The organism is Nocardiopsis potens DSM 45234 (assembly GCF_000341105.1).
Lineage (GTDB): Bacteria > Actinomycetota > Actinomycetes > Streptosporangiales > Streptosporangiaceae > Nocardiopsis_A > Nocardiopsis_A potens.
The window spans coordinates 201,333-222,501 of record NZ_ANBB01000037.1; the positions used below are offsets into that span (position 1 = coordinate 201,333).

The following is a 21,169-nucleotide window of genomic DNA, read 5'->3' on the forward strand; positions in this document are numbered from 1 at the left end:
CGCTTCCGCCCCGCCCCACCGGCGCCGTCGCCGCCCGTCTTGACCTTCGCTTCGCGGGGCGCCGCGCCTAACCGACCGGCCGGTCCCCCTCCCGCCCTCGCCGCCCGCTTTAAGCCCGACTCCGTGGGGCGCCGCACCCGGGCGACCACCCGCCCCCCGCCCCCACCGGTGCCGTCGCTGCCCGCTTGAACCTTCACCCCGCGACCCGCCGCGCCCGACCGGCCGGCCGGTCCCCCTCCCGCCCTCGCCGCCGGCTTGAACCCCGACCCCGTGAGGCGCCGCGCTCGGGTGAGGCCTGCGCCCCGCCCCTACCTTCGCCGTCGCCGCCCGTCTTGACCTTCACCCCGTGGGGCGCCGCGCCGAACCGACTGGCCGGTCCCCCCGCTGCCGCCGTCGCCGCCCGTTTGAACCCTCGCCTCATGGGGCGCCGCGCCGGACCGACCGGCCGGTGTCCCTCCTGCCTTCGTCGTCGCCGCCTGCTTGAACCCCGGCCCCGTGGGGCTGCAGTGTCGAGGCCATCGTCTTTCCTGCTCCACGGGGCGGCCCGGGCCCGCCGGCCCCGGCCGGGGCCGGTCAGTGCCGGTCGGCCCCGGTCGACCCCGACCGGTGCCGCTCGTTGCCGCTCGGTGCCGGTCCTTCGGTGGCCGTGATCGGTCGGGGGACGGCGCGGCGCAGGTTCGCCGGGCGGGGGAAACCGGGGAACAATGGGGCGCATGCGCTTGAGGATTTTCACCGAGCCGCAGCAGGGGGCCGATTACGACACCCTGCTGGCGGTCGCCAAGGCAGCCGAGGACCTCTCCTACGACGCTTTCTTCCGCTCCGACCACTACCTGAAGATGGGCGACACGGACGGCCTGCCCGGGCCGACCGACGCCTGGATCACCCTGGCCGGCCTGGCCCGGGAGACCTCGCGGATCCGGCTGGGCACGCTGATGACGGCGGCCACCTTCCGCCACCCCGGGCCGCTGGCGATCAGCGTGGCCCAGGTCGACCGGATGAGCGGCGGCCGGGTGGAGTTCGGCTTCGGCGCCGGCTGGTACGAGGCCGAGCACGCCGCCTACGGCATCCCCTTCCCCGCCTCGGCCCGGGAGCGGTTCGACCGCTACGAGGAGCAGCTGGACGTCATCACCGGCCTGTGGAGCACCCCGGTGGGCGAGACGTTCCGCTACGAGGGCCGGCACTACCGGCTCGCCGAGGGGCCCGCGCTGCCCAAGCCGATGCAGGCGCCGCGTCCGCCGGTGCTCATCGGCGGCACCGGGCTCAAGCGGACCCCGCGGCTGGCGGCCGCGCACGCCGACGAGTACAACGTGCCGTTCTGCTCGGTCGAGGACACGGCGGCGGCGTTCGGCCGGACCCGCGACGCGGTGGCCGCCTCGGGGCGGAGCGAGCCGATGGTCTACTCCGCCGCCCAGGTGCTGTGCTGCGGCCGGAACGACGCCGAGGTGGCGCGGCGCGCCGAGGCGATCGGCCGCGAGGTCGACGAGCTGAAGGCCAACGGCCTCGCGGGCACCCCGGATGAGATCGTGGAGAAGATCGGCCGGTACGCCGAGATCGGCGCCGAGCGGATCTACCTCCAGGTGCTGGACCTGTCCGACCTGGACCACCTGGAGCTGGTGGCGTCGAAGGTGGCGCCCCAGGTCGGGTGAGCCGGCCCTCCGGCGGGGGGCGGGTGGGAGGCCGCTCTCACGCCGGGGTAACTTGATATCGAGATATCTCTCCGATACCTTGACGTCAAGATAAAAAGCAGACCCGATCACTGGGCTCGCGGGGTTCACCGCCCCGCCGGCGCGATCCCGGCGGCCCGCCTCCGCGCGCGGCGCCGCCCGGTCGGCGGGGTCCGCTCCGAAAAAGGGGCTCGGGGCGAGCAGGCCCGCGGCTCGGGGTGATTCAGGCGGCCTCAGTGATCTCCCGGTCCTCCCGGTGCGGGAGGATACGGGAGCAAGTGGCGAGATCAGGAGGCAGAAACCGTGTCCACGAACAGCTTCGGCAGCCGTGACACGCTCCGCGTTGGCGACGCGTCGTACGAGATCTTCCGGTTGGACGCCGTCGAGGGCTCCAAGCGGCTTCCCTACAGCCTGAAGGTGCTGCTGGAGAACCTGCTGCGCACCGAGGACGGGGCGAACGTCACCGCCGAGCACATCCGCGCGCTCGGGAACTGGGACCCCAAGGCCCAGCCGAACCAGGAGATCCAGTTCACCCCGGCCCGGGTGATCATGCAGGACTTCACCGGCGTGCCCTGCGTCGTCGACCTGGCGACCATGCGCGAGGCCGTCAAGGACCTGGGCGGCGACCCGAACAAGATCAACCCGCTGGCCCCGGCCGAGCTGGTGATCGACCACTCCGTGGTGGTCGACCTCTTCGGACGGCCGGACGCCTTCGAGCGCAACGTCGAGATCGAGTACGAGCGCAACAACGAGCGGTACAAGTTCCTGCGCTGGGGCCAGACCGCCTTCGACGAGTTCAAGGTCGTCCCGCCCGGCACCGGCATCGTGCACCAGGCCAACATCGAGCACCTGGCCCGCGTCACGATGGACCGCAACGGCCAGGCCTACCCCGACACCTGCGTCGGCACCGACTCGCACACCACGATGCAGAACGGCCTGGGCATCCTGGGGTGGGGCGTCGGCGGCATCGAGGCCGAGGCCGCGATGCTCGGCCAGCCGATCTCGATGCTCATCCCGCGCGTCGTCGGCTTCAAGCTCACCGGCCGGCTCAACCCCGGCACCACCGCCACCGACCTGGTGCTGACCATCACCGAGATGCTCCGCGAGCACGGCGTGGTCGGCAAGTTCGTCGAGTTCTACGGCGAGGGCGTCGCCTCGGTGCCGCTGGCCAACCGCGCCACCATCGGCAACATGAGCCCGGAGTTCGGCTCCACCGCCGCGATCTTCCCGATCGACGACGAGACCATCCGGTACATGAAGCTGACCGGCCGCTCCGCCGGCCAGACCGACCTGGTCGAGGCCTACGCCAAGGAGCAGGGCCTCTGGCACGACCCGGCGCACGAGCCGGTCTACTCCGAGTACCTGGAGCTGGACCTGGCCGACGTGGTGCCGTCCATCGCCGGCCCCAAGCGTCCGCAGGACCGCATCGCGCTCAGCGCCGCCAAGCAGACCTGGCGCCGCGACGTGGAGAACTACGTCGTCGACGGGGTCGACGAGGCCGGCGACGAGTCCTTCCCGGCCTCCGACGCCCCGGCGCAGACCGCCAACGGCCGCCCGCACAAGGCGGTCAAGGTCACTCTGGCCGACGGCACCGAGACCGAGATCGACCACGGCGCCGTCACCATCGCCGCGATCACCTCGTGCACCAACACCTCCAACCCCTCGGTCATGATCGGCGCCGCGCTGCTGGCCAAGAAGGCGGTGGAGAAGGGCCTGTCCCGCAAGCCGTGGGTGAAGACCTCGCTGGCCCCGGGCTCCAAGGTGGTCACCGACTACTACGAGCGCTCCGGCCTCACCCCCTACCTGGACAAGCTCGGCTTCAACCTGGTCGGGTACGGCTGCACCACCTGCATCGGCAACTCCGGCCCGCTGCCGGAGGAGATCTCCAAGGCCGTCCAGGAGAACGACCTCGCGGTCACCGCGGTGCTCTCCGGCAACCGCAACTTCGAGGGCCGGATCAACCCGGACGTCAAGATGAACTACCTGGCGTCCCCGCCGCTGGTCGTCGCCTACGCGCTGGCCGGCTCGATGGACGTCGACATCACCACCGAGCCGCTCGGCACCGACCAGCAGGGCGAGCCGGTGCACCTGTCCGACATCTGGCCCACCCCGGAGGAGATCCAGGAGGTCATCGACTCCGCGATCGCCTCGGACATGTACGAGCGCGCCTACTCCGACGTGTTCGCCGGCGACGAGCGGTGGCGCTCCCTGCCCACCCCGACCGGCAACACCTTCGAGTGGGAGGCCGACTCCACCTACGTGCGCAAGCCCCCGTACTTCGAGGGCATGGCCACGGCCCCGGAGGCGGTCACCGACATCTCCGGTGCGCGCGTGCTGGCCAAGCTGGGCGACTCGGTCACCACCGACCACATCTCCCCGGCGGGCGCCATCAAGCCGGGCACCCCGGCCGCCGAGTACCTGAAGTCCCACGGCGTCGAGCGCAAGGACTTCAACTCCTACGGCTCCCGCCGCGGCAACCACGAGGTGATGATCCGCGGCACCTTCGCCAACATCCGGCTGCGCAACCAGATCGCGCCGGGCACCGAGGGCGGCTACACCCGCGACTTCACCCAGGCCGACGCGCCGGTGTCGTTCATCTACGACGCCGCGCAGAACTACGCCGCGCAGGGCACCCCGCTGGTCGTGCTGGGCGGCAAGGAGTACGGCTCCGGCTCGTCCCGCGACTGGGCGGCCAAGGGCACCCGGCTGCTCGGCGTCCGCGCCGTCATCACCGAGTCCTACGAGCGCATCCACCGCTCCAACCTGATCGGCATGGGCGTGCTGCCGCTGCAGTTCCCCGAGGGGCAGTCGGCGGACTCGCTCGGCCTCACCGGTGAGGAGACCTTCTCCATCACCGGCGTGACCGAGCTCAACGAGGGCCGCATCCCCGCCACCGTCAAGGTGTCCACCGACACCGGCGTCGAGTTCGACGCCGTGGTCCGGATCGACACCCCCGGTGAGGCCGACTACTACCGCAACGGCGGCATCCTGCAGTACGTGCTGCGCCAGCTGATCAGCGAGTAGTCCGACTCCCGGGCGCCCCGGCGCCCGGGAGCCCGCTCTTCCGCGCCGCGCGGCCACCCCGCGCGGCATGGCAGGAGGCGAGGGCCGCCGCCGTCCAGGAGACGGCGGCGGCCCTGCCGTTTTCCGGGGACGCTTTCCGGGGCCGTTTCCGGGCGCGCGCGGGGACCGGCGCCGGCCTGGGCGGACGGACCCGCCGCCGGGGCCGCGCCTTCCCGGCGGCGGACCCGGCCGGAAGGAGCGGGAATATCTGCGCCTCCGCAATGGTTGCTCCGGAGTCTGCGGGGTGCGACCCCGGCCGCGCCCGCCCGCGCTCCCGGGCGCGCCCGCGCCCCCGCGCCGCGTACGGACCCCACCGAGCACCCTGAGGAGACCTGTGACCGGGCAACCCGAACACGCAGCGGCCGAGACCGGAGCCGAACCGCGCCGCGGCGACAGGTTCGTGATCCCGCTCCTCCTGGTCTCGGCCTTCGTGGTGATCCTGAACGAGACGATCATGAGCGTCGCGCTGCCGGTGCTCAACCGGGACCTGGGCATCCCGGTCTCCACCGGGCAGTGGCTCACCTCGGCGTTCATGCTGGTGATGGCGGTCGTCATCCCGGTCACCGGCTACCTGCTGCAGCGCTTCCACCTGCGCCAGGTGTTCATCGCCGCGATGACCCTGTTCAGCGCCGGCACCCTGATCTGCTTCCTCGCGCCGGGCTTCACCGTCCTGCTGCTGGGCCGGATCGTCCAGGCCGGCGGCACCGCGATCATGATGCCGCTGCTCATGACCACGGTGCTGAACATGGTCCCGGCCGACCGGCGCGGCCGCACCATGGGCAACATCTCCATCGTCATGTCCGTGGCGCCCGCCGTCGGCCCGACGCTGTCCGGGTTCATCCTGAGCGCGCTGGACTGGCGCTGGATGTTCGGCATCGTGCTGCCGATCGCGCTGCTCGGCCTGGCGCTCGGCGCCGCGTTCATCCGCAACGTCACCGAGCCGCGCCCGGCCGCGGTGGACGTGCTCTCCGTGGTCGTGTCCGCGTTCGCCTTCGGCGGCCTGGTCTACGGCTTCTCCGGGCTGGGCGGCGAGGGCCACGGCACCGCGGTCGTGCCGCCGTGGGCGGCGATCGCGGTCGGCGCCGTGGCGCTGGTGCTGTTCATCGGCCGCCAGCTCCGGCTGCAGCGCGACGACCGGGCCCTGCTCGACCTGCGGGTCTTCCGGTCGGGGGCGTTCACGCTGTCGATCGTGCTGGTCGCGGTCAGCTTCATGGCGCTGTTCGGCGCGATCATCCTGCTGCCGGTCTACATCCAGAACGTCCTGGGGCACGACACCCTGGTCACCGGCCTCGTGGTGCTCCCCGGCGGCCTGGTGATGGGCCTGATCGCCCCGCTGGTCGGCCGGCTCTTCGACCGGTTCGGCCCGCGGCCGCTGGTCTCCCCGGGCGCCGCCCTGGTCGCCCTGGTGCTGTGGGGCATGACGCTGCTGGGCGCCGACACCCCGCTGGGCTACGTGGTGGCGCTGCACATGATGCTCAGCGCCGGCCTGGGCCTCATGTTCACCCCGCTGCTCACCGGCGCCCTCGGCTCGCTGCGCCCGGAGCTCTACTCGCACGGCAGCGCCGTCGTCGGCACCGTGCAGCAGCTCGCCGGCGCCGCGGGCACCGCGATGTTCGTCGCGGTGATGAGCGCGGTGGCGGCCGGCCGGATCGGCGCCGGTGCGGAGGAGGTCGCCGCCCAGGCGGCCGGCATCCACACCGCGTTCCAGCTCGGCGCGGCCATCGGCACCCTGGCCTTCGTCGCGACCCTCTTCGTCCGCCGGGCACCCGCGCAGCAGGAGGCCCCGGAGGGCGAGGAGCAGCCGGCCTGACGGCGGGCGGCCCCGGCCGGGCCGCCCGGCCGGGGCCGCCGGAAAACCCCTGTCGGGCGGGGAAGGGCGGCCCGTAGGGTCCTCCCATGACCCAAGTCGACATCGAGCGCTTCCACTCCCTCGGGACGCCCGCCCTCTCCCCGGACGGCCGGACCGCGGTGGTCGCGGTGGTCCGCCCGGACACCGCGGCCGACGCCTACCGCGGCGAGCTGTGGCGGGTCCCCGCCGACGGCTCGGCCGAACCCGCCCGGCTCACCCGCGGCCGCCGGGACTCCGACCCGGCGTTCTCCCCGGACGGCACCAGGATCGCGTTCCTGCGCGCCGAGGAGGGCACCGGGGCGCAGCTGTACGTGATGCCGGCCGGCGGCGGCGAGCCGTGGCGGCTCACCGACCACCCGCTCGGCGTCTCCGAGCCGGTCTGGAGCCCCGACGGCACCCGCCTCGCCTACCTGGCGCGGGTCCCCGAGGAGGGCCGGTACCAGGGCGAGCCCGGCAAGGAGGCGCCGCGCCGGATCACCACCCTCCGGTACCGGCTGGACGGAGTCGGCTACACCAACGACCGGCGGACCCACCTGTTCACCGTCGACGCGGCCGAGACCGCCGGGAGCACGCCCGAACCGGTCCGGGTCACCGAGGGCGACCACGACCACTCCGGGCCGGACTGGAGCCCGGACGGCCGGCTCCTGGCGTTCGCCTCCGCCCGGCACGAGGGCCGCGACACCGACATGGTCGCCGACGTGTGGACCTGCGCCCCCGACGGCACCGGGCTGCGCCGGATCACCCGCAACGACCTGGCGGCCTCCGCCGTCCGGTTCACCCCGGACGGGGCGTCGGTGGTCTTCACCGCCCACGACCCCGGGCCGGAGCGCACCCGGGCCACCACCGACAACGAGGGCCTGTGGTCGGTGCCGGCCGACGGCGGCGCACCGCCGGTCCGCCTCACCGACGAGGAGCGGCTCCACCTGGGCCTGGGCACCGCGGCGGTCCCGACCGCCGACGGGATGCTCTTCCCCGCCGAGCACCGCGGCGCGGTGCGGCTGCTGCTGGTCCCCTACGACGGCGGCGAGCCCGAGGTGCTGCTCGGCGGCGAGCGGCTGGCCGGCACCCCCGCTCACGCCGCGGGCACCACCGTGGTCCCGGTGGGCGACGGCCGCTCCCCGGGCGAGCTGGTCGCGCTGGACGGGGCGGGCGAGCGCGTCCTCACCGCGTTCAACACCCACCCCGACTGGCTGCCGCTGGAGGAGATCGAGGGCGCCGCCCCGGACGGCCACCCGGTGCACGGCTGGCTGGTCCGCCCGGCAGGGCCGGGGCCGCACCCGGTGCTGCTGATGATCCACGGCGGCCCGTTCGCCCAGTACGGGTGGAAGGTCTTCGACGAGGCGCAGGTCTACGCCGAGGCCGGGTACGCGGTGGTGATGGGCAACCCGCGCGGCTCCTCCGGCTACGGGCAGGCGCACGGCCGGGCGGTCCTCGGCGACGTCGGCCGGGTCACCGCCACCGACCTGAACGCGCTGCTGGACGAGGCGCTCAAGCACGACGGCCTCGACCCCGACCGGGTCGGGGTGCTGGGCGGCTCGCACGGCGGGTTCATGACCACCTGGATGGCGGCCCACCACGGCGAGCGGTTCCGGGCGGCGATCAGCGAGCGGGCGGTCAACGCCATCGACAGCTTCCACGGCAGCAGCGACATCGGCTGGGAGTTCGCCTACGACCTGTTCGGCGACCGGGAGGGCTGGGCCGCGCAGAGCCCGCTCACCTACGCCGACCGGATCGATGTGCCGATGCTCATCATCCACTCCGAGCAGGACCGGCGCTGCCCGCTGGAGCAGGCCCAGCGGCTGTTCACCGTGCTCAAGCGGCGCGGCGCCGAGGTGGAGATGCTCGTCTACCCCGGCGAGGGGCACGAGCTGTCCCGCAGCGGCCTGCCCAGCCACCGCACCGCCCGGTTCGCCGCGATCCTGGACTGGTGGGACCGGCACCTGTGACGCCCGGGGGGGCGGACCCCGAGGCGACCCTGAGCCGCCCGGGGTCCGCCCCCGAAACTCCCCTGAACCCCGGTGCCGCGGGGTGCGCCCGCACCGCCGCCGGTCCTACGGTGGAGCCATGGGACGCATCTTCCTCATCGCGCTCGCGATCTTCCTCGCCTTCTTCGTCGCCGGCTGGCTCTTCGGGGTGCTGCTGGGCCTGATCAAGTGGGCCCTGATCATCGGCCTGGTGGTGTTCGTCTTCATGGCGGTCTCCCGGTTCCTCAAGCAGAAGAGCTGACCCCGGGAGCACCGCCCGTCCTCGGCCGGGGGCTCGGTCAGACCTCCACCTTCATCGGCTCCTCGGTCGGCTGCTCGGCGCCGCCGGAGGGCTCCATGCTGATCCCGATCTCCACCGCGTCGCCCAGCCCGGGGGACATGCCGGTGAGCATCCCGCCGTCGGAGTGCAGCATCCCGGCCGAGCGCATGCCGTCGGGATCGACGTACCAGAGCTGGTAGCCCATGCCGTCGGGGGCCGGGGGCAGCCCCTCGACCATGATCATCACGGTGTCGCTCCGCTGGGAGACGAACAGCGTCGCGCTGGCCTCGCTGTGCGAGACCGGGCGGGTCATCATCTCCGTGTCCTCGGCGGCGAGCAGCGCCTCCACCTCCGCGGTGTGCGCCCGCATCGACTCCATCCGGCCGTTCTGCTCCACCGCGACCCCGCCGAGGACCGCGGCCGCCAGCACCGCCGCGGCGGCCACCGCCCACGGCAGCGCGGTGCGGAGCCGGCGGCGCGGCGGCCGCACCCGGCCCCGGTCCGGGGCGGCCTCCGGCGGGAGCTGCCGGGTGCGCCCGGCCTGCTCGCGGACGCGCTCCCACAGCCCCTCCGGCACCGGGGCCGCCTCGGCGGAGCCGAGCAGGGCCGCGGTCTCCCGGAACTCGCGCAGGTCGCGGCGGCACTCCTCGCAGGCCGGCAGGTGCGCCTCGACGGCCTTCCGCTCCGCCTCGTCCAAAGCGTTCACGGCGTAGCCCGCGATCAGGCCGTGCGGTTCTGCTCCGCGCCGCTTCACCCCGCCACCCCCAGGCAGTCGCGCAGCCGGATGAGCCCGTCGCGCAGGCGTCCCTTGACCGATGTCAGCGGGACCCGCAGCGCCGCCGCGGCCTCCCGCTGGGTGTAGCCCCGGTAGTAGGTCAACCGCACCGCCTCCCGCTGCAGCTCGGTCAGCCGGCCCAGGCAGCGGCGGACCCGCTCCCGGTCCAGGCCCCGCTCGACCTGGTCGGGCACCTCGTCGGCGGGGGTGGAGCGGGGCTCGGCGCGCCCGGCGCGCAGCTCCCGGTCGGACGCGGCCTGCTCGGCGCGGACCCGGTCGACGGCCCGGCGGTGCGCGACGGTCAGCACCCAGGCGCGCACCCCGCCCGCCTCGGGGTCGTACCGCGCGGCCAGCCGCCACACCTCGACGAACACCTCCTGCGCCACCTCCTCGGCCTGGGCCCTGTCCCGCAGCACCCGGGCGGCCAGCCCGAGCACCGGCCCGGCCAGCTCGCGGTAGAGCCCCTCGAAGGCCGCCGCGTCGCCCAGCGCGGTCCGCCGCAGCAGCCCGGCCAGCTCCCGCGCCCCGGCCCCGTCCGGCGGGTGCGCCGGAACCGCCTCGTCCACCCTCATCCCACCCTGCCCGTCGGGTCGATCGGATCCGTCATCCTCGCATTCGGAGCCGGCGGCCCGGAGGCGACCCGGCCGGGGAGGGGCGGCGGAAAAAGTCGCCGGGGCGGGGTCTCCTCCCCGGGGGCGGCTCCGAAGCAGGGGTGTGTCCGAGACGAAGCAGCAGAACCGGGAACCGGCCCCGAGCGTCCGGCGGGGCGGCGCGGCCGCGGCGGTCGGCGGTCTGGTCGCGGCCGGGGCCGGGCTGGCCGCGGCCGAGGTCGCGGCGGTGCCGGTCGGCCCCGCGGCCGCGCCGCTCACCGCGGTCGGCGGCGCCGTCATCGACCTGGTGCCCCGCCCGCTGAAGGAGTTCGCGGTGCAGGCCTTCGGCACCACCGACAAGGCGGTGCTGCTGGGCGGGATGATCGCGGTGCTGGCGGTCGCCGCGGCCCTGGTGGGGGCCGCGGCGCGGCGCCGCCCGTGGGTCGGCGGGGCCGGCGCCGGAGCACTGGCCGCGGTGGCCGCGGTGGCGGCGCTGAGTCGGCCCGACGCCGGGCCGCTCGCGGTGCTGCCCGCGCTGCTCGGCGGGGCCGCCGCCTACCTGGTGCTGCGGCTGCTGCTGCACGCGGTCGGCCCGCCCGCCCGGTCGGCGGAGCCGGAGCGGGGCGCCGGGGGCACCAGGGGCACCGGGGCGGAGCCCACTGGGGAGGAGTCCGGCGGGGAGGAGCCCGCCGAGGCGGAGCCCGCCGGGGCCGCGGCGGGGGCGGGCCCGGGGGAGGGGTTCGACCGGCGCCGCTTCGTGCTGCTCGCGGGCGCCGCGGCGGCGGTGTCGGCCGGGGCGGCCGCCGGGGCGCGGGCCTACGCCTCCCGGACCGGCGCGGGGGCGGAGCAGAGCATGCGGTTCGCGCTGCCCCGCCCTGCCTCCCCGGCCCGCCCGGTGCCGGACGGCGCCGACCTGGAGATCGCCGGCCTGGCGCCGTTCTTCACCCCGACGGAGGACTTCTACCGGATCGACACCGCGCTGGCGGTGCCGCGGATCGACGCCGGCCGGTGGAGCCTGCGGCTGCACGGCGCGGGCGCCCGGGAGCGCGTCTTCACCTTCCGGGACCTGCTGGACCGGTCCGACCTGGCGGAGCGGGACATCACCCTGACCTGCGTCTCCAACCCGGTCGGCGGCTCCTACGCGGGCAACGCCCGGTGGATCGGGGTGCCGCTGGCCGCGCTGCTGCGCGAGGCGGGGGTGCGGCCGCCGTCCGAGGGCGGCCCGGCCGACCAGCTGGTCTCCCGCTCCTCGGACGGGATGACCATCGGCACCCCGGTGGAGGACGTGATGGACGGCCGGGACGCGCTGCTCGCGCTGGGTATGAACGGCAGGCCGCTCCCGGCCGAGCACGGCTTCCCGGTGCGGATGGTCGTCCCCGGCCTGTACGGCTACGTGTCGGCCTGCAAGTGGCTCACCGAACTGGAGCTGACCACCTTCGACGCGTTCGACGCCTACTGGGTGCCGCGGGGCTGGTCGGCGCGGGGCCCGATCAAGGTGCAGTCGCGCATCGACACCCCGCGGGACGGCGCCTCGGCCGGCCCCGGCGGGGTGACCGTGGCCGGGGTGGCCTGGGCCCAGCACACCGGGATCGGCCGGGTGGAGGTGCGGGTGGACGGCGGCGCGTGGCGGGAGGCGCGGCTGGCCGAGGAGGCCACTGCGGACACCTGGCGGCAGTGGGTCTTCGACTGGGAGGGCGCCGAGCCGGGCGAGCACGTGCTGGCGGTCCGCGCGACCACCGCCGACGGGCGGGTGCAGACCGCGCGGGAGGCCCCGCCGGCCCCCGACGGCGCGACCGGCCACCACGAGGTGCGGGTGACTGTCGCCTAGCCCGGAACGGGCGACAGACCTCCCCCGCCGGTCCGGCGGGGGCGACAAGGGAACGAATGAACGGGAGACCAGCATGTCCGCACGGACCATCGCCCTGCTCCGCCGCCTCGCCGCGACCGGCGCCGTCGCCGGTGCCGTGGTGCTGTCCGCGGCCGCCTGCGATCTGACCTCCGGCTCCGGGGGCGGCTCCTCGGAGGAGGGAACCGAGGGCGAGCAGATGCAGGACGAGCAGATGGAGCAGGAAGAGGAGATGCAGGAGGACGGCGGCATGGAGGAGGACTCCGGCGGCGGCATGGAGGACTCCGAGGACACCGGCGGCATGGACGAGGAGACGGGCGAGGGCGGCGGCGGGGCGGACGAGGAGATGGAGGAGATGGAGGAAATGGAGGACGGGACGGACGACGGGAGCTGACCCCTTCCGGCCCTCCGGGCGTGGCGCGCCCGGGGCGGGGAAGGGGAGGCGGGAGACTCCGGCCGCGACCGAAGGAGACGCCATGCCCCGACCACGCCTCGCCCTGCTCCGCCGCCTCGCCGCGGCCGGCGCGATCGCCTCGTTCGTCGTGCTCTCCGGGACCGCCTGCGACCTGACCGGTGGCGGAGACGACTCCTCCCAGGAGGAGGGCGGCGGCGACGAGGACGACGACGGCGGCGACGGAGACGACGGCGACGACGACTGACCGGCCCGGCCCCCCGACTCCGGCGGCCGCCCTTCCCGCGCACGGCGGGGAGAGCGGCCGCCGGATCGCGTATACCCTGTCCCTCTGGGAACATCATCCCGTTCGGGTCCGCGGAGCCTTCACAGGAACGGCGACACCCCCCATTCCCCCAGGCCCACCGCGTCGACCCCCGCGCGCCCCGTTCCGCGGCGCGCGCTTCCGGCGTGAGAAAGGCGGGCATGGGCGACGAGGAGACCGGCACCGAACAGCAGACCGTCGGCGACTACCGGCTGGTCCGAAGGCTCGGCCGGGGCGGGTTCGGCGAGGTGTTCCTCGGCGAGGCGCCCGACGGGCGGAGGGCGGCCGTCAAGCTGCTCCACGCCACCTGGGCCGGCGACGCGGACATGCGGCGCCGGTTCGCGGCCGAGGTGGAGCAGGCCCGCAAGGTCAGCGGGTTCTGCATCGCGGCGATCCTCGGCGCCGACCCCGAGGCGGAGCGGCCGTGGATCGCCACCGAGTACATCGACGGCCCCACTCTGCAGGACGCCGTCACCGAGGACGGCCCGCGCAGCGGGGCCGACCTGCACCGGCTGGCGGTGTCCACGGCCACCGCGCTGGCCGCGATCCACGGCGCCGGGGTGGTCCACCGCGACCTCAAGCCGGAGAACATCCTGCTCGCGGCGGACGGCCCCCGGGTGATCGACTTCGGCATCGCGCGGGCGGTGGAGACCACCTCGGTCACCGCCAGCGGGGTGGTGGGCACCGTCGGGTACATGGCGCCCGAGCAGCTGGAGGGCCTCCGCCTCACTCCGGCGGTGGACGTCTTCGCCTGGGGCGCGGTGCTGGCGTTCGCCGCCACCGGCAGGGAGGCGTTCTCCGCCCCCACCCAGGTGGCCCGGATCACCCGGATCCTCTCCGGGGCCCCCGACACCGAGGGCATCGCCGAGCCGCTGCTCCCGATCGTGCTGGCCTGCCTGGAGAAGGACCCGGCGCGGCGGCCGACCGCGCGCGGCCTGCTCGACCTGCTCCTGGACGCCCCCGCCGCGGGGGGCTCCGCGGCCCCGCAGGCCGCCGCCGGCGGAGCGGCCGCCGAGGTCTCCGCGGACGGCGCCACCCGGGTCCAGGGGGCGGACGGCGCGACCCGGGTCGAGGGGGCGGACGGCGCCACCCGCGTCCAGGGAGCGGCCGACCCCACCCGGGTGGAGCCCGCCGAGGCGCCGGGGACCCGCCAGTACACCGCGCTCGCACCGGGGGAGGCCGGCCCCGGTGCGCCGGCGACCCGGCAGTACACCCGGCTCGCCGGGGAAGAGGGGCACGCGGCCTCCGCGCTCGCGCCCCCGTCCGCCCCCGGGGCCCCGCCCGCCGGACCGCCGACCCCGCCGCCCGCGGGCCCGTACCCGTCCGGGGCGGTGCACCCCTCGCCCCCGCCGTACATCCCGCCGGGCCCGGGCAGCCCGCCGCCCTACCCCCCGGGCCCCTCCGCCGGGCCCTCCGGCCCGGTGCCCGACTACTCCCCGGGCCCGCCCGGGGAGACCCCGCCGTACTGGTTCGCCGGGGTGAAGTACACCGAGCCCGGTGCGCTGGCCGAGGCGATGCAGCGGGACTGGGGCCACGCGGTCCGGGTGTTCGGCGACGACGGCGCGCGCGACGCGCTCGGCAGCTGGCTGATCAGCGACGCCCGGGACACCGCGGTGGACCGCTCGCTGTTCCGGCGCCGCCCCGACGACGCCAACATCGCCCTGGCCTGGTTCATCGCCCAGCTCCGCCCGGACCTGCCGCCGGTGTTCCGCGGCCGGGACGCCTCGCTGGCCGGGCTGCGGGAGCAGTTCTCCGACACCCAGGCGCTGTTCACCGGCGCCCCGCCCGCCAACGACCTGCTGCTGGTGGCCCGGCCCGAGGTGCTGCGCGCCATGGCGCTGCACCAGGGCCCGGACGCCGAGGACCGCCGCCGCCTCCTGCACGACCTGGAGGAGGCGGAGCAGGCGGCGGTGGAGTTCCAGCAGCGGCTGCGGGCCGGCACCTCCCGGCTGAGCGGGCCGCCGATCGACTCGGCCCGGGTCCTGGCGCACCTGCTCCACCCCGAGCAGGTCGCGGGCCCGCCGCCGCAGAGCGACGCGGACGCGGCCGAGCTGCACGGGCTGCTGTGGGCCCCGGTCGAGCAGGCCCGCGGTGCGCGGCGGGCCGGCATGGCCGCGGTGCTCCGGTCCATGTCGGGCCTGGTGTCCACGGTGGCCAAGGAGCGGGGGGAGTGGCGCGAGGCGCTCAGCCGGGCCCAGGCCGAGCAGGGCACCGCCGCCGAGGAGTGGGAGCGCGAGGCGCGGCTGTACACCCTGCACCGGCGGCTCAAGGTCCCGATCTGGGTGCTGGTCATCGCGCTGGTCGTGGCGGCGGGCATCGGAGCCGCCGCCGGGTCGGTCTCCGGGTGGGCGGGGTCGGTCTTCCTGCTCTGGGTGGGCGCCCGGATCGCCGCGATGGGGGTCACCGGCTCGATGGGGCCGCGCAACGGCTACCCGAGCGCGGTCCAGGCCGCGCAGGCCCGCCACCAGCAGGCCGAGGCGCACGTGGTCCGGCTCCGGCAGGGCGTGGACGCGATGGAGGCCGATCTGCGCGCCCTGCGCGCCCTGCCCTCGGCCCCCTGACCCCGGGGGCGCGGCCTGGGGTTCCCGCCGGCCGCGCCCCGCCGGTTCCCGGCCCCTCCCCGATGATCTTGACGTTGCGGCCCCATCAGAGCGCTCTGATGGGGCCGCAACGTCAAGATCATCGGGAACCGGGGGCTCAGCCGTTCTCCAGGACCAGGTCGGCGTGGTCGCGCGGGGCGTCGGAGGCGTAGAACCGGGCCTCCTGCGCGGCCCACATCTCGCGGTAGGGGGCGTACAGGGCGGCGTCGGAGCGGGCGTCCAGCCGCTCGGCCCGCACCCGCTCCGGGGCCTGGACCCAGGCCAGCAGGGACAGGGCGGGGCGCAGCTCCGCGCCGCCGGAGCCGCACCCCTCGATGACGAGGAGGCCGGGCGGGTCCAGCCGGTGCCGGCCGCCGGGCCCGTCGGGGGCCCAGTCCCCGGCCTCCCAGTCCCACCGGCGCCAGTCGGCCGGGCGGCCCTCGGCGATCGGGCCGAGGACCTCGCGCCGGGCCCGGGAGACCGAGGCGGCCAGGCCCTCCCACCCGGGGTAGAGGTCGTCCATGTGCACCACCGGGCAGCGGAGCCGCTCGGCGAGGGCTCCGGCCAGCGAGGTCTTGCCGGATCCGGACGGCCCCTCCAGGGCGATGGCCCGGCACCGCCCGGCGCGGGCCGGGGCGCGGAGCAGCAGGTCGGCGACGCGGGAGCACCAGTCGGGGGAGCGGGTGGGCACGGTGGGCATGCCCGGCACCCTACCCGGGCCCGTGCCGAGCGGTCCGGAGAGCCCTGGTTTCAAGCCTTGTAAGCTGGCTCTCACCAGTACGCTTCCACTCCGGACGGCCGCGCCGCGGCCGGCGGGAGAGGTAGAGAAGGGGCTCAGTGACCGACGTCGAGGTGACCCCGGGCTCCCAGGCCGCGCTCCGGGAGGCCAACCGCCGGCGCGTGGTGGAGGCGCTGCGCGAGGCCGGCACGCTGACCCAGGCGGAGATCGCGCGGGCCACCGGGCTCTCCGCGGCCAGCGTCTCCAACATCGTGCGCGACCTGCGCACCGCGGGCACCGTCTCGGTCCGCGGCACCTCCTCCAACGGGCGCCGCGCCCGCGCCGTCACGCTGCGCCGCGCCCCCGGCGCGGTGGCCGCGCTGGACTTCGGCAACTCCCGGATCACCGCGGCGGTCGGCGACACCGACGGCCGGACGCTGGTCCGCGAATCGATCCCCTACGAGGTGGCCGCCGACCCGGCCAAGGGGGTGCGGCGCGCGGTCTGGCTGCTGGAGACGGTGCTGGCCGGGGCCCGGCTGGACCGCTCCTCGGTGCTGGGGGTGTGCGCGGCGGTGCCGGGCCCGGTGGACGTGCGCACCGGCGAGGTCGGCGCGATCACCTGCATGCCGGCCTGGGCCGGGGCGCGCCCGGCCGAGCTGCTCTCCGCCCGGCTGGGCCTGCCGGCGCTGGCGGAGAACGACGCCAACCTCGCGGTGCAGGCGGAGGCGGCCGAGGGCGCCGGGCGCGGGGTGCGGCACCTGGTCTACGTGCGGCTCTCCCAGGGGGTCGGCGCGGGGATCATGGTGGAGGGCCGGCTGTTCCGCGGCGCGGGCGGCACCGCCGGGGAGATCGGGCACATCGGCCTGGACGAGCGCGGCCAGGTGTGCCGCTGCGGCAACCGGGGCTGCCTGGAGACGCTGGTCGGCGCCCCCTACCTGGTGGACATGGTGCCGACGCAGGGGAGCCCGGGCGCGCCGCGCGACCTGGGCGGGCTGATCGGGGCCGCGGAGCGCGGCGACCCGGGCGCCCGGCGGATCGTCTCCGAGGCCGGGTCCGCGCTGGGCCGGGGGGTCGCGGTGCTGGTGAACGCGTTCAATCCGGAGATGGTGCTGATCGGCGGGGAGCTCGCGGCGGCGGGGGAGCGGCTGATGGAGCCGTGCCGGCGCTCGCTGGAGCTGGGCGCGCTCGGCAGCGCGCTGCGCGATCTGCGGATCGAGCCGGGCGCGCTGGGCGAGGACGCGGTGATCCGCGGCGCGCTCCGCGCGGCGGCCTCGGCGGTGCCGGCGGCCTAGCCCGCCCCGGGCGGGCTCCTCCGGCACCGCCCCGGGCGGTGGTCCCGGGCTCCTCCGGAGCGCTCGGGCACTCCCGCGCCGTCGAGATCCTCGGGGAGGGGGCCGGGTCCGCGGCGCGGGCGCCGCGACGTCGATCACAAATGAACGAGGGGCGTGCCCCCGGAGCCGCCCCCGGGATCGCCCCGGTGCCGTCGATGTCCGCTTCCACCTGCGAAAACCGGGTGAACGCGGCGGTGCGGGCGGGGGCCCACAGGGGGCCCACAGATGTTCACAGCTGTGCGATCCTTGCTTCGACCTGCGCAAACGCTTACTTCACGGGTTGAACGAAAGCCTCGTGACGTTTCGGTTATGTGTTCAAGACTTGACGGCAAAGTTTCCGGGGGCTTGACTTCACACATCGGTTCACCGGGCTTCGCGTTCCCCCTGCCCGGTGTTCGCCCTGAGTAGGAGGAACATCCCCTTGAAGTCGAAGAACACGATGCTGCGCGGTGCCGCGGCGGGGGCGGCCGCCGTGCTGGCGCTGCTCGCCACCGGGTGCGGTGCCACCACGACCGGCGGCGGGGCCGCCGACGGAGAGACCCACAGCGTGGACGAGGGCTTCACCGTCGGCCTGCTGCTCCCCGAGTCCAAGACCGCCCGCTACGACAAGTTCGACAAGCCGTACTTCGAAGAGGCGCTGGCCGAGCGGTGCGAGAAGTGCGAGCTGCTCTACCAGAACGCCGACCAGCAGACCTCCAAGCAGCAGTCCCAGGCCGAGGCGATGCTCACCGACGGCGTGGACGTGCTGGTGCTGGACGCCGTCGACTCCGAGGCGGCCGGCGGTATCGTGAAGAACGCGCAGAGCCAGGGCGTCCCGGTGGTGGCCTACGACCGGCTCGCCGAGGGCGGCGTGGACTACTACGTCTCCTTCGACAACAAGGAGGTCGGCCGGGTCCAGGGCCGCGCCCTGCTGGAGGCGCTGGACAAGGCGAAGGCGGACGACGACGCCGAGATCGTGATGATCAACGGCTCCCCCACCGACCCCAACGCCGGCGACTTCAAGGCGGGCGCGCACGAGGTGCTCGACGGCCAGGTCGAGATCGCCCAGGAGTTCGACACCCCGGACTGGTCGCCGGACCGCGCCCAGACCCAGATGGAGCAGGCGATCACCTCCATCGGCGCCGACGACATCGCCGGCGTCTACTCGGCCAACGACGGCATGGCGGCCGGCATCGTCGCCGCGCTGAAGAGCGCCGGCGTCGACGACCTGCCCCCGATCACCGGCCAGGACGCCGAACTCGCCGGCATCCAGCGGGTCGTCGCGGGCGAGCAGTACATGACCGTCTACAAGTCCATCCGCCCCGAGGCCGAGATCGCCGCCGACATGGCGGTCGCCGCGGCCACCGGCGAGGAGTACGACGGCGGCGAGCACGGCATCAGCAAGATCGAGGACGGCAGCGGCGAAGAGGTCTCCGCGGTCCTGCTGGAGCCGGTCTCGGTCACCGTGGACCAGGTCGAGGAGACGGTGGTCTCCGACGGCTTCTACACCGTCGAGGAGATCTGCACCGAGGACTACGCCGACACCGACTTCTGCAAGGAGATGTCCGAGTCCTAGCAGGGCGCCCGTCCCGCGGTGCCCCGCGGGACGGGCACCGGGGCACCGATCCGGCCCTCCGCGCGAACGGGGGACCTAGGGGAAGATCCATGAGCACACCCGTCCTGGAACTGTCCGGGATTTCCAAGAGATTCGGCGCCGTCCAGGCGCTCAGCGACGTCGACCTGACCATCGCCGCCGGCGAGGTCGTGGCCCTGCTCGGAGACAACGGCGCCGGCAAGTCGACGCTGGTCAAGGTGATCGCCGGGGCCCACCCGGCGGACGGCGGCACGATCCGCTGGGAGGGCCGGGAGGTCACCGTCTCCCGCCCGGCCGACGCGCAGCGCCTCGGCATCGCCACCATCTACCAGGACCTCGCCCTCTGCGACAACCTCGACATCGTCGGCAACCTCTTCCTCGGCGTGGAGAAGACCCGCCTGGGCGCGCTGGACGAGGTCGAGATGGAGCGCACCGCCGCCGAGCTGCTGGACTCGCTGTCGGTGAAGATCCCCAGCCTGCGGGTGCCGGTCGCCTCCCTCTCCGGCGGCCAGCGCCAGATCATCGCCATCGCCCGCTCGCTGCTGGGCGAGCCCAAGGTGGTCATGCTGGACGAGCCCACCGCCGCGCTGGGCGTGGCGCAGACCGCGCAGGTGCTCGACCTCATCGAGCGGCTCCGCGACCGCGGCCTGGGCGTGGTGCTGATCAGCCACAACATGGCCGACGTGCGCGCCGTCGCGGACCGCGCCGCGGTACTGCGGCTCGGCCGCAACGCCGGGGACTTCCCGGTGCAGGACACTCCGTACGAGGAGATCGTGGCCGCCATCACGGGCGCGGCCGACAACCCGGTGGCGCGGCGGCAGCAGCGCGCCGCGACGGCACGGACGGGAGCCGAATGATGGCCGCACAGCAGGCACCCGCGGCGGGGGAGGAGCAGCGCCCGGCCCCGGCGCGGCCGGACCCGCGCCTCATCGTCACCCGCACCACGCCGGCCGGCCTGGCCCAGGCCGGGCTGCGCCGGCTGCGCGGCGGCGAGCTGGGCCCGGTCCCGGTGATCGTCGCGCTGATCCTCATCTGCGCCGTCTTCCAGACGATGCACGAGCGGTTCCTGTCCCCGCAGAACCTGTCCAACCTCACCGTGCAGGTCGCGGCCGTCGGCCTGATGACCACCGGTGTGATCATGGTGCTGCTGCTCGGCGAGATCGACCTGTCGATCGGCTCGGTGGCCGGCGCGTCCGCCGCGATCACCGCGGTGCTCGCGGTCCGCTACGGGCTGCCCGAATGGGCTGCGATCGCCGCCGCGGTCGGCGCCGGCCTGGCCATCGGCCTGGTGCACGGCACGATCTTCGCCAAGGTCGGCGTGCCGGCGTTCGTGGTGACCCTGGCCGGCCTGCTCGGCTGGCAGGGCCTCCAGCTCCAGCTGCTGGGCGACGACGGCACCATCAACATCAGCGACAGCGGGGCCATCGCCGCGCTCACCCAGACCTACTTCGTGCCGTGGATGGGCTGGCTGATCGGCGGCGGCGCGGTGCTGCTGTACGCGGTGCTCACCTTCACCGGCGAGCGGCGCCGCGCGGCCGCCGGCCTGGCCACCGCCCGGCCGCCGGCGGAGGTCGCGCTGCGCACCCTGCTGCTCGCGGTCCCGGTCTTCGGCGGCGTGGCCGTGCTCAACCAGTTCAAGGGCGTCCCGCTGGCGTTCCTGATCTTCGTCGGGTTCGTCGTCGCCTTCGACCTGATGCTGCGCAAGACCCGCTACGGCCGGATGGTGTTCGCGGTCGGCGGCGGCGCCGAGGCGGCCCGCCGGGCCGGGATCAACGTCGACCTGATCCGCATCTCGGTGTTCGGCCTGGCCTCGATGCTGGCCGCGATCGGCGGCGTGGTCCTGGTCTCGCGCTCCTTCTCCGCCAGCCTGGACACCGCGGCCGGCGAGGAGCTGATGATGGCCATCGCCGCGGCGGTCATCGGCGGCACCAGCCTGTTCGGCGGGCGCGGCAACGCCTACTCGGCGCTCCTGGGCGGCCTGGTGCTGGGCGCCATCACCTCCGGGCTGTACCTGCTGCAGATGGGCACCCCGGTGCGGTACATGATCACCGCGGTGGTGCTGCTGATCGCGGTGGTGCTGGACGCGTTCTCCCGGCGCAGCCGCAGGACGCACGCCCGAGGATGACCGCCGGAGGGCCGGGCCCGCGGTCCGGTCCTCCGGTCATCCCCCCACTCCCTACCCCCTGATCCCGACCGGGAGTGCGGGGATATAGCGTCGGCG

Annotated in this window: 16 protein-coding genes; 13 read left to right on the forward strand and 3 right to left on the reverse strand. The window is 75.0% G+C overall.

What is annotated here, in order from left to right:
• Positions 1–713: 713 nt before the first annotated feature.
• The 5 genes from D459_RS0114855 to D459_RS35865 all read left to right on the forward strand — a co-directional run bounded on the left by D459_RS0114855 (position 714) and on the right by D459_RS35865 (position 8,802).
• The gene (locus D459_RS0114855; protein WP_017593804.1) at positions 714–1,646 is read left to right on the forward strand and encodes an LLM class F420-dependent oxidoreductase; all 933 of its coding nucleotides are present in this window, start codon (positions 714–716) and stop codon (positions 1,644–1,646) included.
• Between the two features lie 321 nt (positions 1,647–1,967).
• Positions 1,968–4,688, forward strand: coding sequence for an aconitate hydratase AcnA (acnA, locus tag D459_RS0114860; protein ID WP_026120407.1), 2,721 nt, complete (start codon positions 1,968–1,970; stop codon positions 4,686–4,688).
• 373 nt (positions 4,689–5,061) lie between these two features.
• Positions 5,062–6,537, forward strand: a complete 1,476-nt coding sequence (locus tag D459_RS0114865) for an MDR family MFS transporter (RefSeq protein WP_017593806.1) — start codon at positions 5,062–5,064, stop codon at positions 6,535–6,537.
• Between the two features lie 86 nt (positions 6,538–6,623).
• The gene (locus D459_RS0114870) at positions 6,624–8,522 is read left to right on the forward strand and encodes a S9 family peptidase (RefSeq protein WP_017593807.1); all 1,899 of its coding nucleotides are present in this window, start codon (positions 6,624–6,626) and stop codon (positions 8,520–8,522) included.
• 118 nt (positions 8,523–8,640) lie between these two features.
• Complete coding sequence (locus tag D459_RS35865) at positions 8,641–8,802, forward strand: hypothetical protein (RefSeq protein ID WP_017593808.1); 162 nt, start codon at positions 8,641–8,643, stop codon at positions 8,800–8,802.
• A 37-nt stretch (positions 8,803–8,839) separates the two neighbouring features.
• Here the strand turns inward: D459_RS35865 and D459_RS0114880 are convergent, their stop codons facing one another.
• Together D459_RS0114880 and sigK are read right to left on the reverse strand one after the other, a co-directional pair.
• A complete protein-coding gene (locus tag D459_RS0114880) occupies positions 8,840–9,574 on the reverse strand; it encodes an anti-sigma factor (protein WP_020380186.1) in 735 nt (244 codons plus the stop codon).
• The gene (gene sigK, locus D459_RS0114885) at positions 9,571–10,167 is read right to left on the reverse strand and encodes an ECF RNA polymerase sigma factor SigK (RefSeq protein WP_017593810.1); all 597 of its coding nucleotides are present in this window, start codon (positions 10,165–10,167) and stop codon (positions 9,571–9,573) included. The genes D459_RS0114880 and sigK overlap by 4 nt, the downstream gene beginning before the upstream one ends.
• A gap of 142 nt (positions 10,168–10,309) precedes the next feature.
• On the opposite strand from sigK, the gene D459_RS0114890 reads away from it, so the two are divergent.
• From D459_RS0114890 to D459_RS31675, 4 genes are all read left to right on the forward strand, one after another.
• Positions 10,310–12,013 carry a molybdopterin-dependent oxidoreductase gene (locus D459_RS0114890; protein ID WP_017593811.1) on the forward strand — a complete coding sequence of 568 codons (1,704 nt, stop codon included), beginning with the start codon at positions 10,310–10,312 and terminating at the stop codon, positions 12,011–12,013.
• Between the two features lie 73 nt (positions 12,014–12,086).
• Positions 12,087–12,425, forward strand: coding sequence for a hypothetical protein (locus tag D459_RS0114895; RefSeq protein ID WP_017593812.1), 339 nt, complete (start codon positions 12,087–12,089; stop codon positions 12,423–12,425).
• Between the two features lie 82 nt (positions 12,426–12,507).
• On the forward strand, positions 12,508–12,690 hold the full coding sequence (locus D459_RS0114900) for a hypothetical protein (RefSeq protein WP_017593813.1): 183 nt from the start codon (positions 12,508–12,510) through the stop codon (positions 12,688–12,690).
• 218 nt (positions 12,691–12,908) lie between these two features.
• Positions 12,909–15,308, forward strand: a complete 2,400-nt coding sequence (locus D459_RS31675) for a serine/threonine-protein kinase (RefSeq protein ID WP_040710060.1) — start codon at positions 12,909–12,911, stop codon at positions 15,306–15,308.
• 136 nt (positions 15,309–15,444) lie between these two features.
• On the opposite strand, the gene D459_RS0114910 is transcribed toward D459_RS31675, so the two are convergent.
• Positions 15,445–16,026 carry an AAA family ATPase gene (locus D459_RS0114910; protein ID WP_017593814.1) on the reverse strand — a complete coding sequence of 194 codons (582 nt, stop codon included), beginning with the start codon at positions 16,024–16,026 and terminating at the stop codon, positions 15,445–15,447.
• A 137-nt stretch (positions 16,027–16,163) separates the two neighbouring features.
• Between D459_RS0114910 and D459_RS0114915 the strand changes: the two genes are divergently transcribed.
• The 4 genes from D459_RS0114915 to D459_RS0114930 all read left to right on the forward strand — a co-directional run bounded on the left by D459_RS0114915 (position 16,164) and on the right by D459_RS0114930 (position 21,073).
• Positions 16,164–17,336: an ROK family transcriptional regulator gene (locus tag D459_RS0114915; RefSeq protein WP_017593815.1), complete on the forward strand. Its 1,173-nt coding sequence runs from the start codon at positions 16,164–16,166 to the stop codon at positions 17,334–17,336.
• 478 nt (positions 17,337–17,814) lie between these two features.
• Complete coding sequence (locus tag D459_RS0114920; protein ID WP_026120410.1) at positions 17,815–18,930, forward strand: ABC transporter substrate-binding protein; 1,116 nt, start codon at positions 17,815–17,817, stop codon at positions 18,928–18,930.
• Positions 18,931–19,019: 89 nt separating this feature from the next.
• The gene (locus D459_RS0114925) at positions 19,020–19,805 is read left to right on the forward strand and encodes an ATP-binding cassette domain-containing protein (RefSeq protein WP_017593817.1); all 786 of its coding nucleotides are present in this window, start codon (positions 19,020–19,022) and stop codon (positions 19,803–19,805) included.
• Positions 19,805–21,073, forward strand: a complete 1,269-nt coding sequence (locus D459_RS0114930; protein WP_020380187.1) for a sugar ABC transporter permease — start codon at positions 19,805–19,807, stop codon at positions 21,071–21,073. The genes D459_RS0114925 and D459_RS0114930 overlap by 1 nt, the downstream gene beginning before the upstream one ends.
• Positions 21,074–21,169: the final 96 nt, after the last annotated feature.